The organism is Arthrobacter sp. Bi83 (genome assembly GCF_918698095.1).
GTDB lineage: Bacteria > Actinomycetota > Actinomycetes > Actinomycetales > Micrococcaceae > Arthrobacter.
Genome location: NZ_CAKKLY010000076.1, coordinates 1 through 15,059, shown reverse-complemented (window position 1 = coordinate 15,059; position 15,059 = coordinate 1). Strand labels below are relative to the sequence as shown.

Genomic DNA, 15,059 nt, shown 5'->3' with positions numbered 1-15,059 from the left:
GCGTACGGGAGTACGTTTTGACCGCGTCTTTCACCTCCGCCGCGAAGTCCTCGTTGTCCCACTGCCGCCGGGCAAAGCCCACCAGGGCAAAGCTGGGCGGCAACAGGCCGCGGTTCGCGAGGTCATACACGGCGGGCATGAGCTTCTTGCGGGCGAGGTCACCCGTGACTCCGAAGAGCACGAGCGACGACGGTCCGGCAATCCGGTTCAGACGGCGGTCCCGCGGATCCCGCAAAGGGTTCCCGCTCCTGCCCGCTGACCTCTTGCCGTTCAAAGTATCTGGCATGGTTGGTTTAGTGCCTTAGCTTTCAGTGGCGGATGCTGCCTGGCCGGCAAGCGCGGAAACAATCTCCTGGAGCTGGGCGACGCCTGCTGCACGCTCGGTGAGGTGCAGGCGCAGGACCGGGCGGCCGTGTTCGCTCAGGACTTGGGCGTCACCCGCGGCCTGTGCCGTAATGAGCTCCCCGAAGGTGAACGGGCGGTCGGGGATGGCCAGGTCCTGGCCGGACGCGGCCGTCACCTGCAGGAAAACGCCGATGGCGGGTCCGCCCTTGTGGAACTGTCCGGTGGAGTGCAGGAATCGCGGTCCCCAGCCGAAGGTGACCGGACGGCGGCTGACCTGCGCCAGTTCGTCGCGGATGCCCTCAAGCTGCGAAAACGCAAGGCGGTCAAAGTAGGCCTGGACACTGAGGTAACCGTTGGCGTCCAGCTTCGCGAGCAGGGCGGTGACCGCCTCCGCCGCCGTGGCGGCGTTCCCCAGCCAGTCCCCGCCGCGCACCTCGATGGCACCGTCGGTGAAGGCGGCCGGCGTCGGTTCCGGCTGAGCGTCCAGCAGGCCGCGGGCAGCCACCTTGGCGGCTTCCACGTCCGGCTGATCGAACGGGTTGATGCCCAGGAGGCGCCCGGCCACGGCGGTGGCGAACTCCCACACCATCATCTGGGTGGCAAGGCCGCCGGCAATGGCAACTTCGTTTTCACCGAGTTCGACGTCGGCATCCGCACCTACCAGCCGCACCACCAGGACGTCTTCGGCGCCGGAGGTGACCTCCGGGGCGGAGGGGCCGGCGACCACCGGCAGGACGCCGGTGCCGAGCTTGCCGGTGGATTCCGCGATGAGCTGCTCAGCCCAGTCGGCGAAGCCCACGATTCCGGAGCCGTCTTCGACGATGACAATCTTGTCCCGCAGCGGGTTGGTACCGCCAAGCGCCGTTCCAAGCGCAAGGCCGATGTTCTCCGGGGCGTCCTCGTTGAGGATTTCTGCCGCTTCCTCGGCCTCGTCGAGGAAGGACTGGATGTCCACCCCTGCCAGACCGCACGGAACCAGCCCGAACGCGGTGAGGGCAGAGTAACGCCCGCCCACATTGGGATCCGCGTTGAAGATGGCCCGGTAGCCGGCCTCGCGGGAAGCCTTGTCCAGCGGCGATCCAGGATCGGTGACAATGATGATCCGGCTCTTGGCATCAATGCCGGCTTCGGTGAAGGCATGTTCAAAGATCCGCCGCTGCGAATCCGTTTCCAGGGTTGAACCCGACTTCGAGGAAACCACGATGGCGGTTTCGGAAAGGCGGTCCGCGAGGGCAGCACCGACCTGCTCGGGGTCGGTGCTGTCCAGCACGGTCAGCTCGACGCCGGCGGTACCGGCGATGACCTCGGGAGCGAGCGAGGAGCCACCCATTCCGCAAAGGACGATGCGGGTGACGCCTTCGGCCTTCAACGCATCGCGGAGTTCCAGGATGCCGTCCACGAGGGGCTGCGAGACGGTAGCCGCCTCGACCCAGCCCAGGCGGACCGATGACTCGGCTTCCGCATCGGGACCCCACAGGGTGTGGTCCTTCGCGAAGATCCGGGTGGCAATGCGGTCCTCCACCAGGGCGGGCAGGTGCTGCTCAAGGGCCTTCCGGGCTGCGCCGGTGGCGTCGTAGCTGAGAGTGTTCATTGTGGGTTAGGAAGCCTTCCGTGCGGTGGCGAGGGCGCCCTCAACGTCGGCCAGCAGTTCCTTCCAGCTGGCAACGAACTTGTCCAGGCCTTCGGATTCGAGCAGGGCCACGACGCCGTTGTAGGAGACACCGAGGGCCTCCAGGGCGTTCAGGGTGTCGTTGGCTTCGGCGTAGGTGCCGGTGACGGTGTCGCCGGTGACCACGCCGTGGTCGAACGTGGCGTCGAGGGTCTTCTCCGGCATGGTGTTCACGACACCCTGGGCCACGAGTTCCGTAACGTACAGGGTGTCCGGGTAGGCCGGGTCCTTCACGCCGGTGGAGGCCCACAGCGGACGCTGCGGCAGGGCGCCGGCTTCTGCCAGCACTGCCCAGCGCTCGGTGGAGAACTGCTCCTCGTAGACCTGGTAGGCCAGACGGGCGTTGGCCACGCCGGCCTTGCCCTTGAGGGCCTTGGCCTCGTCGGTGCCGATGGCGTCGAGGCGCTTGTCGATTTCCGAGTCGACGCGGGAAACGAAGAACGAGGCAACCGAGTGGATCTTGGACAGGTCGTGGCCGTTGTCCTTGGCCTGCTCGAGGCCGGACTGGAAGGCGTTGATGACGGCGCGGTAGCGCTCCAGCGAGAAGATCAGGGTCACGTTGACGCTGATGCCCTCGGCCAGGGTGGCCGTGATGGCCTCCAGGCCCTCAAGGGTGGCCGGGATCTTGATGTGGACGTTGTCCTTGTTGACCTTCTTGTACAGGTGCTTCGCCTCGGCAATCGTGCCGGCGGTGTCCCAGGCGAGGCGGGGGTCCACCTCGATGGAAACGCGTCCGTCCACACCATTGGTCGCCGCGGCAACCGGCGCGAACAGGTCGCAGGCGTCCGCGACGTCCGTGGTGGTGATTTCGAAGATGGTCTCTTCAATGCTGGCACCGGCCGCGGCCTGCTTGGCGATCGTGGCGTCGTAGTCGGTGCCGGCGGTGATGGCGGCGTGGAAGATGCTGGGGTTCGTGGTGACACCCACAACGTTCTTCTCTTCAATCAGCTTCTGCAGGGTGCCGGTCTTGAGGCGGCCGCGGGAGAGGTCATCGAGCCAGATGGAAACGCCGGCGTCGGAAAGCTGCTGCGTGGGAGTGGTAGTCATTGCAATCTCCTTGAAACTGTGGGGTGCTGTCAGGACTGGAGTTCGGCGATGGAATCCTTGGCGGCGGCGGCGACAGCCTCTGCCGTGATGCCGAATTCCTGGAAGAGTCGCTTGTAGTCTGCCGAAGCGCCGAAGTGCTCGAGGCTGATGGAGCGTCCGGCGTCGCCGACGAATTCCTTCCAGCCCAGGGCCAAGCCGGCTTCGACCGACACGCGGGCTTTGACCGCGGCGGGCAGGACTGCTGTGCGGTAAGCGGCGTCCTGCTTGTTGAACCACTCAACGCACGGCATGGAGACCACGCGGGTGGCGATGCCCTCGGCCTGGAGCGCCTCGCGGGCCTGGACGGCGAGCTGGACTTCCGAGCCGGTGCCGATCAGGATGACCTGCGCGTCAACGGTCTGTCCGTCCTTGGAGGCTTCGGCCAGGACGTAACCGCCCTTGGCAACGCCGGCGATGGAACCGAAGGTGTCGCCCTCGGCTTCGCCTTCGCCCCGCTCGTAGGTGGGGATGTTCTGGCGGGTGAGGACGATGCCGGCCGGGTTTTCGTGGTTCTCCAGCATGGCTTTCCAGGCTGCCGAAACTTCGTTGGCATCGCCGGGGCGCACCACGTCGAGGCCCGGGATGGCACGGAGGGATGCCAGCTGCTCCACCGGCTGGTGGGTGGGGCCGTCTTCGCCCAGGCCGATGGAGTCGTGCGTCCAGACGTACAGGGACGGCACGCCCATGAGCGCACCGAGGCGGATGGCCGGGCGCTGGTAGTCGGAGAAGATCAGGAACGTTCCGGAGAACGCCCGGGTCTTGCCGTGCAGGGCGATGCCGTTGACGATCGAGGCGGCAGCGTGCTCGCGGATGCCGAAGTGCAGGACGCGGCCGTACGGGTTTCCGGACCAGGCGTCGGTCTGCTTGGACGCGGGAACGAACGACGGCGAGCCTTCGATCGTGGTGTTGTTCGACTCTGCGAGGTCGGCGGAGCCGCCCCACAGTTCCGGCATGACCGGTCCGATGGCGTTCAGGACCTTGCCGGAGGCTGCGCGGGTGGAAACGTCCTTGCCGGCCGGGAAGACCGGCAGGGCTGCGTCCAGTTCGGTCGGAAGCTTGCGTGCTTCCACGCGCTCCAGGAGGGCGGCGGCTTCCGGGTTGGCGGACTGCCAGGCGCCGAAGGACTCTTCCCATTCCTTGCGTGCGTGGGCGCCGCGGTCCACGACGGCGCGGGCATGGGCCAGCACGTCCTCGTCCACGTCAAAGGACTTCTCGGGGTCGAACCCGAGGACTTCCTTCAGGGCCGCAACTTCCTCGGAACCCAGGGCGGAACCGTGGATCTTGCCGGTGTTCTGCTTCTTCGGTGCCGGGTAGCCGATGATGGTGCGCAGCGAAACGATGGAGGGCTTGGACGTCTCCGCCTTGGCAGCCACGAGGGCGGAGTACAGCTCCTGGACGTCTTCCTTGTACTCGCCGGTCTTGGTCCAGTCCACGCGCTGGACGTGCCAGCCGTAGGCCTCGTAGCGCTTGAGGACGTCTTCGGTGAAGGCGATGTCGGTGTCGTCTTCAATGGAGATGTGGTTCTCGTCGTAGATGACAACGAGGTTGCCGAGCTCTTGGTGGCCGGCGAGGGACGAAGCCTCGGAGGTGACACCCTCCTGCAGGTCGCCGTCGGAAGCGATGACCCAGATGGTGTGGTCGAACGGGCTGGTGCCGGCGGGAGCGTCGGCGTCGAACAGGCCGCGTTGGCGGCGCTGGGAGTAAGCGAAGCCCACCGAGGAGGCCAGGCCCTGGCCCAGCGGGCCGGTGGTGATTTCCACGCCGGCGGTGTGCTTGTACTCGGGGTGGCCGGGAGTCAGCGAACCCCAAGTACGCAGCGCCCGCAGGTCCTTCAGTTCCAGGCCGTAGCCGGAGAGGAACAGCTGGATGTACAGCGTCAGGGACGTGTGGCCGGGAGACAGGATGAACCTGTCCCGCCCGATCCAGTCCGGGTTCTTCGGGTCGTGGCGCATCATCTTCTGAAAGAGAAGGTATGCGGCCGGAGCCAGGCTCATTGCGGTGCCGGGGTGGCCATTGCCTACCTTCTCGACGGCGTCGGCGGCCAAGACACGTACGGTGTCAACCGCGCGCTGGTCCAAGCTGGTCCATGACAGTTCTTGCTCTTCCAAATGTGGCACGAAAACCGGGCCCCTCTCTGTGCTGACGGCGGGCGGTACGGACAGGTCGCAGGAGGGCACAGGTTGGTGCCCGCTGCATTTTGTCTACCAGCCGTTCACCATTGAAACGTTGATCTTCATTCAGTCGCTGGACGGATTGGGAATGCGGTTTCTCACCGTCTCCCACCGCGCGCTGATCTGCAGACAGCTTAGCTCTATTCCACAGTTCGGGCAGCGGAAATCTCACTAAATGGACGCATTTTCTCTTTTGTGAATCACTGTTGGCGGGACTCGGCGGTGAGGCTGCGTTAATGTGCTCGAAGCAGGCTCGAAGGAATCATTTTCAGTGATTTGCCGTAATGGGGTGATGCCACGGACTGATGCGCGACCGCGGTATGATATCGGGAGGCCACCGGCGGACAGGCAGGGCCCGTGCAGCGGACTTCTTAGCCCGTCAACCGCCGTTGAGGGATCAATCCGGACTCAGGATTCGGGCAGATCAGCCAGACAACACAGCCAGACAGAACAGAGTGACTGCCAACGTGAGCACAACAGATACGCCGCTGACCTCGTCCCGGGTTCACGGAAGAGCCGGATTAGCCCGCAAGGCGAAGGCGTACTTCGCTCTCACCAAACCACGGGTCATTGAACTTCTGCTGGTCAGCACGCTTCCCACGATGATCTACGCTCAGCGTGGCTTTCCGTCCCTCGGCCTGATCCTTGCCACCCTGGTGGGCGGCGCGTTCGCGGCGGGCAGCGCGGGTGCCTTTAACTGCTACATCGACCGCGACATCGACAAACTGATGCACCGCACCGAAAAGCGGCCGCTGGTCACCGGCGAAGTCACCCCGCGCGAAGCCCTGATCTTCGCCTGGCTCCTGGGCGCGGCAGCCATCGCCATTCTCTGGTTCGGCGCCAACCCGCTGTCGGCCTGGCTGGGGCTGGGCGCCATCGTGTTCTACGTCGTGATCTACACGATGATTCTGAAGCGGCGCACGGCGCAGAACATTGTCTGGGGCGGCGCGGCCGGTTGTTTCCCGGTGCTGATTGCATGGTCGGCGGTCACCAACACAGTTGAGTGGCCCGCCGTCGTGCTGTTCATGGTGATTTTCCTGTGGACGCCGCCGCACTACTGGCCGCTGTCCATGCGCTACGGCGAGGACTACCGGAATGCCAACGTCCCCATGCTGGGAGCCATCGCCGGCGCCCGGGTGGTCTCCGTGCAGGTTGTCCTCTACGCCTGGGCCATGGTGGCGTGTTCGCTGCTGATGGTTCCCGCCGGTGGCGCGGGCTGGGTCTACACCGTTACGGCCGTGGTGGCCGGGGCCTGGTTCCTGTACGAATCCCATGCCTTGTACAACCGCGCGCAGGGCGGCGACCTCTCGGACAAGGGGGCCATGAAGGTCTTCCACGGTTCCATCAGCTACCTCACGCTCCTGTTCATCGCGCTGGCCGTCGACCCGTTCGTGGGCCCGGCCATCATGGGCTAACCGGGCAAAACCGGCCGCCCCGGCAACACCCCCGCGCCATTCTGGCCCCCGGGACGCTCTCTCACTTGTCGCAACAGATTCGGCAACGCTCCTTCACATCATGTGTGGGAGCGTTCCTTTTTGCGCGCAGGATGTGAGAGAGCGTCGGCGGGAAGGGGGGCAGGATGTAAGAGAGCGCGTCCACGGAAGGGCGCAGGAAGTGAGAGAGCGTCCGCGGGAAGGGCGCAGGAAGTGAGAGAGCGTCGGGGGCAAAGGGAAGCACCCCGAACAACGCGGACCGGGGTGCTTCCCTCTTGCTGGACTACTCTTGTGCCGAGCTTCTTTGCGGGTTTCCCTACCTGGCCGGGCTGTAGCGGGCGATGTCTGCGGCGTTCGTGGCGGCGCTCATGAGCAGCGCCGCTCCCAGCATGTGGGCGCCCACGAGGAGTGCCGGAATGCCGTTGTAGTACTGCGTGAACCCGATGAGTGCCTGCAGCAGGGTGACGCCGAGAAGCATCAGGACTGCGGCGCGGAACGGGCCGGAGATGTGGCGTCGAAGCACCAGGTAGCAGGCAAACAGCGTCCCGGCGGTGATTAGGTACGCCGGCACGGCATGGATGTGGGAGAAGAGGTCCCAGTCGAGATCGTTCCGCGGCGCATTGGCGTCGCCGGCGTGCGGACCGGCACCGGTGACCACGACTCCCAACATGACCGCCACGGCGGAGAATACTGCGACGGCGGTCATGACCGGCCGCAGCACCCCGGGCAGGGCGGGCAGCGCGTGGTCCATGAAGCGGCCTGTCCGGCCGTAGGCCCTGTTCACCAGCAGCGTGGCGAAAACCACCAGCGCCATGGAGACGAGGAAGTGAAGTCCCACCACCCACGGGTTCAACCTGGTGAGCACGGTGATTCCGCCGATCACCGCCTGCGCCGGGATGCTGGCAAGGAGGCCCAGGGCCAGCAGGAAAAGGTCCTTCCTTTCCTTGCGAAGGTTCCACAGGTAGACCAGCATCAGGACGGCGACGGCGGCCAGGGCGAAGGTCAGGAGCCGGTTGCCGAACTCGATGAAGCCGTGGATGCCCATTTCCGGCGTGTTGACCAGCGAGCCGCTGGTACAGCGAGGCCAGGTGGGGCAGCCCAGTCCGGAGGCTGTGAGCCGGACGGCGCCGCCGGTGACCACGAGGAGCGTCTGCCCGATCAGGGACAGCACAGCCAGGCGGCGGACTGCTGAATCAACGGTGACCGGAAGCCGTGACGTAATGCGGCTGACGATCTGGGGGAGGCGCGAAGCCGTACTCACGGTTATCTCAATTCCACTTGAACCAACGGATGGCTGCTGCACCGGCCACAACGAGCCACAGCAGCAGGACCAGGACGGCATTGCCATTGACCGCGCCGTGCAGGAACGCGTCGCGCAGCCCTTCTCCAAGCGAGCCTGACGGCAGCAGGTGCACGGTGTCCTGGGCCAGTTTAGGCAGCCGCTGCGCGGGTATCACGATGCCACCGAGGGCGCCCAGGAGGATCCACAGCAGGTTGGTGATGGCGAGCGTGGCCTCGGGGCGGACCGTGCCCGCAACCAGCAGCCCCAGAGCCGTGAACGCCGCGGCGCCCAGTACCAGCAGCCCCAGGCCGGGAAGCCAGCCCGACGCCTCGGGCCGCCAGCCAAGGATGAAGGCGACGGCGGCGACCACAACGACCTGCAGGAAGAGCACGGCAAGCACGGCGAGAATCTTGCCTGCGATGAGGCCGGTACGGCCCAGCGGTGTGGTGGACAGGAAGCGCAGCACTCCGTACCGGCGGTCAAATCCGGTCGAGATTCCCTGTCCGGTGAATGCCGTGGACATCGCGCAAAGGGCGAGGATGCCCGGCACTGCCACGTTGATCCTGCTGTCCCCCATGCCGTCCAGCAGCGGGGTAACGGTGAGCCCCACGAGGGCCAGCAGCGGCAGTACGATCGCGAGAATCAGCTGTTCGCCGTTCCGGAGCATCGTTAGCGCTTCGTATTTGCCCTGCAGGATGATGCGGCGGAGCAGGGGAGCGGCACTGCTGCGGGTGCTGTCGGTGAGTGGCGTCATCGGACGTCCCTTCCGGAAATGTCGAGGAAAACATCTTCGAGGCTTCGCGCCTCCATGCTCATCGACCCGGGCATCACACCGTGCCGGGCCCACCAGCCTGTTAGGGCCGCAAGGTCATCCGGAGTGAGCGCGCCGGTGGCCGAGTAGCTTCCGGCCCGGGTTTCCCGGACCTCCACCTCTGCAGGGAGCACGCCCGTGAAGTCGAGGCCGGGCAGGGCCTCGAAGTGCAGCGTCCGGATGTGGCCCTTGTGGGTCATCTCCGGAGTATGGTGCTGCAGGAGCTCGGCGACGGTGCCCTCGGCAACGTTCCTGCCGGCGTCGATGATGTACACATAGTCGGCCAGGCGCTGGGCGTCGTCCATCAGGTGGGTTGTCAGGATGATGCCCATCCCGCTGTCCCGGAGCTCCGAGATCAGCCCGAACACGAGCTGGCGCGACTGGGGATCAAGGCCGGCGCTCGGTTCGTCCAGGAACAGCACTTCCGGGTTGCCGATGAGGGCCGCTGCGAGAGCCAGCCGCTGCTTCTGCCCGCCCGAGAGCCGGCGGACATTCGTGCGGCTGAAGGAGTCAATGCCGAGCCGCTCCACCAGCTCGCCGATCGGCTTGGGGTTCCGGTACATGCCGGCGATGTGGCGAAGGAGGGGAAGAGGACGGGCCGACGGCGGGAGGCCGCCTTCCTGGAGCATGACACCGACGCGGGAGCGCAAGTCAGCGCCGGCTTTGCCGGGATCCTGGCCCAGGAGCGAAATCGTACCGCCGGTACGCTTCTGCAGGCCCTGGGCGCATTCAATCGTAGTGGTCTTGCCGGCGCCGTTTGCTCCTAGCAGGGCTGTCACTTCGCCGCGTCCGGCGACGAGTGACACGTCGCTCACCACCCTCAGCATCCTGCCATCGAGGGTGGGTAGCGGACCAACGTCCTTAATGAGCCCGCTGATGGCCAAAACGGGGGATTTGGGGGATCGCACCCCAGCATTCTACGTGAAGTAGTACTGCCCTTCCTGAGTGACCGCCAACCCCAGGTCAGCCAAGCCTTACTGGATGACCGGAGTAAATTACGACATGATTGTGTTGTGTATTCCATGACCAACTCCACATTCGTGCCCCTGGCCGGATCCGGCGCGCGGATCAGCGTGCTGCGCGGTGGAAAGCCGGCTGCCCAGGGCGCGCTGCCGCCCGCGGCCGACGCCGACGAGCGCACGCGCGACCGCGTCCTCAATGCGGTGCTGGAACACGGCCCCGTCAGCGCGGCCGAACTCGGTGATCTGCTCGGGTTCACCCCGGCCGCCGTCCGCCGCCACCTCGACCATCTGTCCCGCGCCGGTGTGATCGAGGTCAAGCGTGCCGCCCGCGCCGGGGCAGGCGCCGGCCGCCCGGCCCGCCGCTACGTCCTGAGCTCCCAGGGCCAGTCCACGCTGGGCGACGATTACCTGAACATCGCCAGCTCGGCGCTCAAGCAGCTCCAGGAGATCGCCGGCACCGAAGCGGTCCGCAAATTCGCCGTCGAGCGCTTTGCCGACATGGAACGCCGCTACGCTCCCGAAGTGGACCAGGCCGGAACCGATATCACGGCCCGCTCCCAGGCGCTTTCCGCCGCCCTGTCCCGGGACGGCTTCGTCGCCTCCACCGCTTCCATCGAAGCCAAGGCCCCGCTTCCCGCGGCGCTGTCCAGCGTCCAGCTGTGCCAGGGCCACTGCCCCATCCAGCAGCTCGCCACGCAGTTCCCGGTGTTCTGCGACGTGGAAACGGAAATGTTTTCGCGGCTGGTGGGCGTGGACGTCAGGCGCCTGTCCACCCTGGCCCGCGGGGGCCACGTCTGCACCACCCACATACCCACAGGCCGTCCGGCCGCGACGGGGGCTCACGCTCCGGGAGCGGAACCGGGCACCCTGCACGAAGTATCCAACCATCTGCAAGAAAGGCCGCTATGACGGACCAACTATCAGAGAACAAGGTTGCTGAGACTGCTGTGATTTCGGAGATTCTGGAGAAGAATCCCGAGCTGCACGGCATCGGCACCTACGAGTACGGCTGGGCCGACAAGAACGACGTCGGGGCCAACGCCCGGCGTGGTCTCAACGAGGACGTCGTCCGCGACATTTCGGCTAAGAAGAGCGAGCCGGAGTGGATGCTGGATCTGCGCCTCAAGGGCCTGAAGTACTTCGACCGCAAGCCCATGCCCACCTGGGGCGCGGACCTGTCCGGCATCGACTTCGATAACATCAAGTACTTCGTGCGTTCCACGGAAAAGCAGGCCGCCACTTGGGAAGACCTGCCCGAAGACATCCGCAACACGTACGAGAAGCTCGGCATCCCGGAAGCCGAGCGCAGCCGCCTGGTTTCCGGCGTGGCCGCGCAGTACGAGTCCGAGGTGGTCTACCACCAGATCCGCGAGGACCTGGAACAGCAGGGCGTCATCTTCCTGGACACCGACACCGCGCTGCGGGAGCACCCGGAGATCTTCCAGGAGTACTTCGGCACCATCATCCCGGTGGGCGACAACAAGTTCGCCTCGCTGAACACGTCCGTATGGTCCGGCGGTTCCTTCGTCTACGTGCCCAAGGGCGTCCACGTGGACATTCCGCTGCAGGCGTACTTCCGCATCAACACGGAAAACATGGGCCAGTTCGAGCGCACCCTGATCATCGCGGACGAGGACTCCTACGTCCACTACATCGAGGGCTGCACGGCCCCGATCTACACGTCGGACTCGCTGCACTCCGCCGTGGTGGAAATCGTGGTTAAGAAGGGCGCCCGCGTCCGATACACCACCATCCAGAACTGGTCCAACAACGTGTACAACCTCGTGACCAAGCGCGCGATCTGCGAAGAAGGCGCCACCATGGAGTGGATCGATGGCAACATCGGCTCCAAGGTCACCATGAAGTACCCGGCTGTCTACCTCACGGGCGAGCACGCCAAGGGCGAGACCCTGTCCATCGCGTTCGCCGGCGAGGGCCAGCACCAGGACACCGGCTCCAAGATGGTCCACATCGCGCCGAACACCAAGAGCTCCATCATCTCCAAGTCCGTGGCCCGCGGCGGCGGGCGCGCTGCCTACCGCGGCCTGGTCCAGATCCGCGAAGGCGCCAAGCACTCGGCCAACACCGTGCGCTGCGACGCCCTGCTGGTGGACACCATCAGCCGTTCGGACACCTACCCCTACATCGACATCCGCGAGGATGACGTCCAGTTGGGTCACGAGGCAACTGTCTCGCGCGTTTCCGAAGAGCAGCTCTTCTACCTCATGTCCCGCGGCATGCGCGAAGACGAAGCCATGGCCATGATCGTGCGCGGCTTCATCGAACCGATCGCCCGCGAACTGCCGATGGAATACGCCCTCGAGCTGAACCGCCTCATTGAACTCCAGATGGAAGGATCCGTCGGTTAATGACTGCCGAAATTACTACTGAAAAGGCCCGCATCGGAGCGCCTTCCATCGCAGGTTTCACCGAGGAAGGCGAGGGGCTGGTCTCCGCCAAGGTTGACCACAGCCACAACCACGGCGTCACCGTGATGGCCTCCCGCGCCGAGAGGCTCACGAGCTTCAACGTCGCTGACTTCGCGCTGCCCACCGGCCGCGAGGAAGAGTGGCGCTTCAGCCCGGTACGCGGACTGGCCAACCTCCTCTCGGACACTGCAACGGAGCTTGATCCCGAGCCCGCAACCGCGTTCACCGTGGAAGCGCCCGAAGGCTACGTCCGCGGCACTTTGGCTCCCGGAGCCGCCCCGCGCGGAACCGTGCTGACGCCGGCCGACCGTGCCGCCGTCGTCGCTTCCGCCAATGTTGACGAGGCCCTGCACCTGGTCATTCCGGCCGAGGCAGAGCCGGCTGAGCCGCTGCGGATCCTGGTCCACGGTGCAGGTGCCGGCCGCCGCTCGAACGCACACTTCGTGATCGAGGCCGGTGCCAACTCACGCAGCGTCGTGATCGTGGAACACACCGGCGCAGCCGATCACAACGGCAACCTGGAAGTCATCGTCGGCGAGGGCGCCAAGCTCACCGTGATCTCGGTGCAGCTCTGGGAAGACGACGCCAAGCACCTCGGCCAGCACGACGCCGAGGTGGGCAAGGACGCTGTGTACAAGCACATCGCCGTGTCCCTGGGCGGATCCATCGTCCGGCTCAACTCCAACGTTCGCTTCTCGGGTGAAGGTGCCGAGGCCGAGCTGCTGGGCCTCTACTTCGCCGACGCCGGGCAGCACCTGGAGCACCGGTCCTTCGTAGACCACAATGTGGCCAACTGCAAGTCCAACGTCCTGTACAAGGGCGCCCTGCAGGGCAAGAACGCGCACACCGTGTGGGTGGGCGACGTCCTGATCCAGAAGCAGGCCCTGGGCACCGACTCGTACGAGAAGAACCAGAACCTCGTGCTGACGGACGGCTGCCGGGCGGACTCGGTTCCGAACCTCGAGATCGAAACCGGTCTCATCGAAGGTGCCGGACACGCGAGCTCCACTGGGCGCTTTGATGACGAACACCTGTTCTACCTCATGGCACGCGGAATCCCCGAAGAGGTGGCGCGACGTCTCGTCGTCCGCGGCTTCCTCAATGAGATCATCCAGCAGATCAAGGTTGCGGCACTCGAAGAGCGCCTGACCGAGGCTGTTGAGCGTGAACTCGCCGCGACCGAAAACTAAGCAGCCGGAAAGTACAGGACAACGGATGACCGAACAGCCAAAGGGCGAGCTCGTCTGCAACGCTAACGAGATCCAGCTCAAGCAGGCCCTGCGGATCCTGATCGACGACTACCCCGTCGCGATCGTCAAGGACTCCATGGGAGAGATTCACGCGATCGGCGACACCTGCTCGCACGCGGACATCTCCCTCTCGGAGGGCGAGATCGAAGGCTGCGCCATCGAATGCTGGGGCCATGGGTCGCAGTTCGATCTGCGCACCGGCGAACCGCTCCAGCTGCCGGCGTACGACCCCGTACCCGTGTTCGCAGTGGAGATCGTCGGAGACGAGGTCTACGTGGACTTCACCAACGTCCTCAACGGCGCCGAGGCACCGAACTTCAGCTAGCCACGGGCCTGCTTCCGAGCCCGGCCTGTACCAGAACTTAACAACTTCCAGACCAAAGACCGCACCGCAGCCGCAACGGCACGGTGCAGAGGAGAACAAGACACATGTCTACTCTTGAGATCAAGGACCTGCACGTCAGCATTGACACCGAGCAGGGCACCAAGGAGATCCTGAAGGGCGTCAGCCTGACCATCCGGACCGGTGAGACCCACGCCATCATGGGCCCCAACGGCTCGGGTAAGTCCACTCTCGCCTCCACCATTGCCGGCCACCCGCGCTACAAGGTCACCGGCGGCACCATCACGCTTGACGGCGAAGACGTGCTGGCCATGAGCGTCGATGAGCGTGCCCGCGCCGGGCTCTTCCTGGCCATGCAGTACCCGGTGGAGGTTCCCGGCGTCACGATGACCAACTTCCTGCGGACCGCGAAGACCGCCATCGACGGCCAGGCACCTGCGCTCCGAACCTGGACCAAGGATGTCAAGGCCGCCATGCAGCAGCTGCGCATCGATGCCGACTTCGCCCAGCGCAACGTCAACGAAGGCTTCTCCGGCGGCGAAAAGAAGCGCGTGGAGATCCTCCAGCTGGAACTCTTCAAGCCCAAGTTCGCCGTGCTTGACGAGACCGACTCAGGCCTGGACGTCGACGCCCTGAAGATCGTCTCCGAAGGCGTCAACCGCGCCCACGCCGAAGGCAACATGGGCACCATGCTCATCACCCACTACACGCGCATCCTGCGCTACATCAAGCCTGAGTTCGTCCACGTCTTCGTTGACGGCCAGATTGTGGAAGAAGGCGGCCCGGAGCTCGCCGACCGCCTCGAAGAAGAAGGCTACGACCGCTACGCCACGGGCGCCGGGGCAGCCACGATCGCTGCCGCTGCCGCCGCAGCGCAGGCCTAGTTAGGACACGCCATGACAGAAATCGACGCAGCCCGCACAGGGCTGGAGGATGTCGAAGAGGCACTCAAGGATGTCATCGACCCCGAACTCGGGGTCAACATCGTGGACCTCGGGCTGCTGTACGGCCTGAAGTACTCGGAGGATGATGGCGCCCTACTGATCGACATGACGCTCACCACAGCGGCCTGCCCGCTGACCGACGTCCTCGAGGAGCAGGTCGGCAAGGCGCTGGACGGCCTCGTGGACGAGTGGCGCCTGAACTGGGTATGGATGCCGCCATGGGGTCCGGAACGGATCACCGATGACGGCAAGGACCAGATGCGCGCCCTCGGGTTCAACATCTAAGGAAACTGCTTAAAGTACGACGGCGGCCGGCCACCTTCCCAGCGAAGGT

General features: G+C 65.4%; 13 protein-coding genes and 1 pseudogene. 7 read left to right on the top strand and 7 right to left on the bottom strand.

Annotated elements, in window-relative coordinates; all coding sequences use genetic code 11:
* The 4 genes and pseudogenes from LQ144_RS21675 to tkt all read right to left on the bottom strand — a co-directional run.
* Nucleotides 1-286, bottom strand: a pseudogene (locus tag LQ144_RS21675) (glucose-6-phosphate dehydrogenase); the annotation flags it as partial.
* A 15-nt stretch (nt 287-301) separates the two neighbouring features.
* Nucleotides 302-1,936, bottom strand: a complete 1,635-nt coding sequence (locus LQ144_RS21670; RefSeq protein WP_230121316.1) for a glucose-6-phosphate isomerase — start codon at nt 1,934-1,936, stop codon at nt 302-304.
* Between the two features lie 6 nt (nt 1,937-1,942).
* Nucleotides 1,943-3,061 carry a transaldolase gene (gene tal, locus LQ144_RS21665; protein ID WP_230121315.1) on the bottom strand — a complete coding sequence of 373 codons (1,119 nt, stop codon included), beginning with the start codon at nt 3,059-3,061 and terminating at the stop codon, nt 1,943-1,945.
* A 29-nt stretch (nt 3,062-3,090) separates the two neighbouring features.
* Nucleotides 3,091-5,208, bottom strand: a complete 2,118-nt coding sequence (gene tkt / locus LQ144_RS21660) for a transketolase (protein ID WP_230121314.1) — start codon at nt 5,206-5,208, stop codon at nt 3,091-3,093.
* A 518-nt stretch (nt 5,209-5,726) separates the two neighbouring features.
* Between tkt and LQ144_RS21655 the strand changes: the two genes are divergently transcribed.
* Nucleotides 5,727-6,686 (top strand): heme o synthase, encoded by a 960-nt coding sequence (locus tag LQ144_RS21655; protein WP_230121313.1) that lies wholly within the window; start codon nt 5,727-5,729, stop codon nt 6,684-6,686.
* A gap of 334 nt (nt 6,687-7,020) precedes the next feature.
* Here the strand turns inward: LQ144_RS21655 and LQ144_RS21650 are convergent, their stop codons facing one another.
* Genes LQ144_RS21650 through LQ144_RS21640 form a run of 3 tightly spaced genes read right to left on the bottom strand, consistent with a single transcriptional unit; the run spans nt 7,021 to nt 9,705 of the window.
* Nucleotides 7,021-7,965 (bottom strand): COX15/CtaA family protein, encoded by a 945-nt coding sequence (locus LQ144_RS21650; protein ID WP_230121312.1) that lies wholly within the window; start codon nt 7,963-7,965, stop codon nt 7,021-7,023.
* A gap of 7 nt (nt 7,966-7,972) precedes the next feature.
* Entirely contained in the window at nt 7,973-8,740 is a 768-nt protein-coding gene (locus tag LQ144_RS21645; RefSeq protein WP_230121311.1) for an ABC transporter permease, read from the bottom strand.
* Nucleotides 8,737-9,705 (bottom strand): ABC transporter ATP-binding protein, encoded by a 969-nt coding sequence (locus tag LQ144_RS21640; protein WP_230121310.1) that lies wholly within the window; start codon nt 9,703-9,705, stop codon nt 8,737-8,739. The genes LQ144_RS21645 and LQ144_RS21640 overlap by 4 nt, the downstream gene beginning before the upstream one ends.
* A gap of 105 nt (nt 9,706-9,810) precedes the next feature.
* On the opposite strand from LQ144_RS21640, the gene LQ144_RS21635 reads away from it, so the two are divergent.
* The 6 genes from LQ144_RS21635 (at nt 9,811) to LQ144_RS21610 (ending at nt 15,010) form a co-directional block, all read left to right on the top strand.
* The gene (locus LQ144_RS21635) at nt 9,811-10,668 is read left to right on the top strand and encodes a helix-turn-helix domain-containing protein (RefSeq protein ID WP_230121309.1); all 858 of its coding nucleotides are present in this window, start codon (nt 9,811-9,813) and stop codon (nt 10,666-10,668) included.
* Nucleotides 10,665-12,128, top strand: coding sequence for a Fe-S cluster assembly protein SufB (gene sufB / locus LQ144_RS21630; RefSeq protein ID WP_230121308.1), 1,464 nt, complete (start codon nt 10,665-10,667; stop codon nt 12,126-12,128). Before LQ144_RS21635 ends, sufB begins: the two co-directional genes overlap by 4 nt.
* Nucleotides 12,128-13,378 carry a Fe-S cluster assembly protein SufD gene (sufD, locus tag LQ144_RS21625; RefSeq protein ID WP_230121307.1) on the top strand — a complete coding sequence of 417 codons (1,251 nt, stop codon included), beginning with the start codon at nt 12,128-12,130 and terminating at the stop codon, nt 13,376-13,378. The genes sufB and sufD overlap by 1 nt, the downstream gene beginning before the upstream one ends.
* 25 nt (nt 13,379-13,403) lie before the next feature.
* Nucleotides 13,404-13,763 carry a non-heme iron oxygenase ferredoxin subunit gene (locus LQ144_RS21620; RefSeq protein ID WP_230121306.1) on the top strand — a complete coding sequence of 120 codons (360 nt, stop codon included), beginning with the start codon at nt 13,404-13,406 and terminating at the stop codon, nt 13,761-13,763.
* A gap of 104 nt (nt 13,764-13,867) precedes the next feature.
* Nucleotides 13,868-14,665: a Fe-S cluster assembly ATPase SufC gene (gene sufC, locus LQ144_RS21615; protein WP_230121305.1), complete on the top strand. Its 798-nt coding sequence runs from the start codon at nt 13,868-13,870 to the stop codon at nt 14,663-14,665.
* 12 nt (nt 14,666-14,677) lie between these two features.
* Nucleotides 14,678-15,010, top strand: a complete 333-nt coding sequence (locus tag LQ144_RS21610; RefSeq protein ID WP_230121304.1) for a metal-sulfur cluster assembly factor — start codon at nt 14,678-14,680, stop codon at nt 15,008-15,010.
* Nucleotides 15,011-15,059 lie beyond the last annotated feature (49 nt).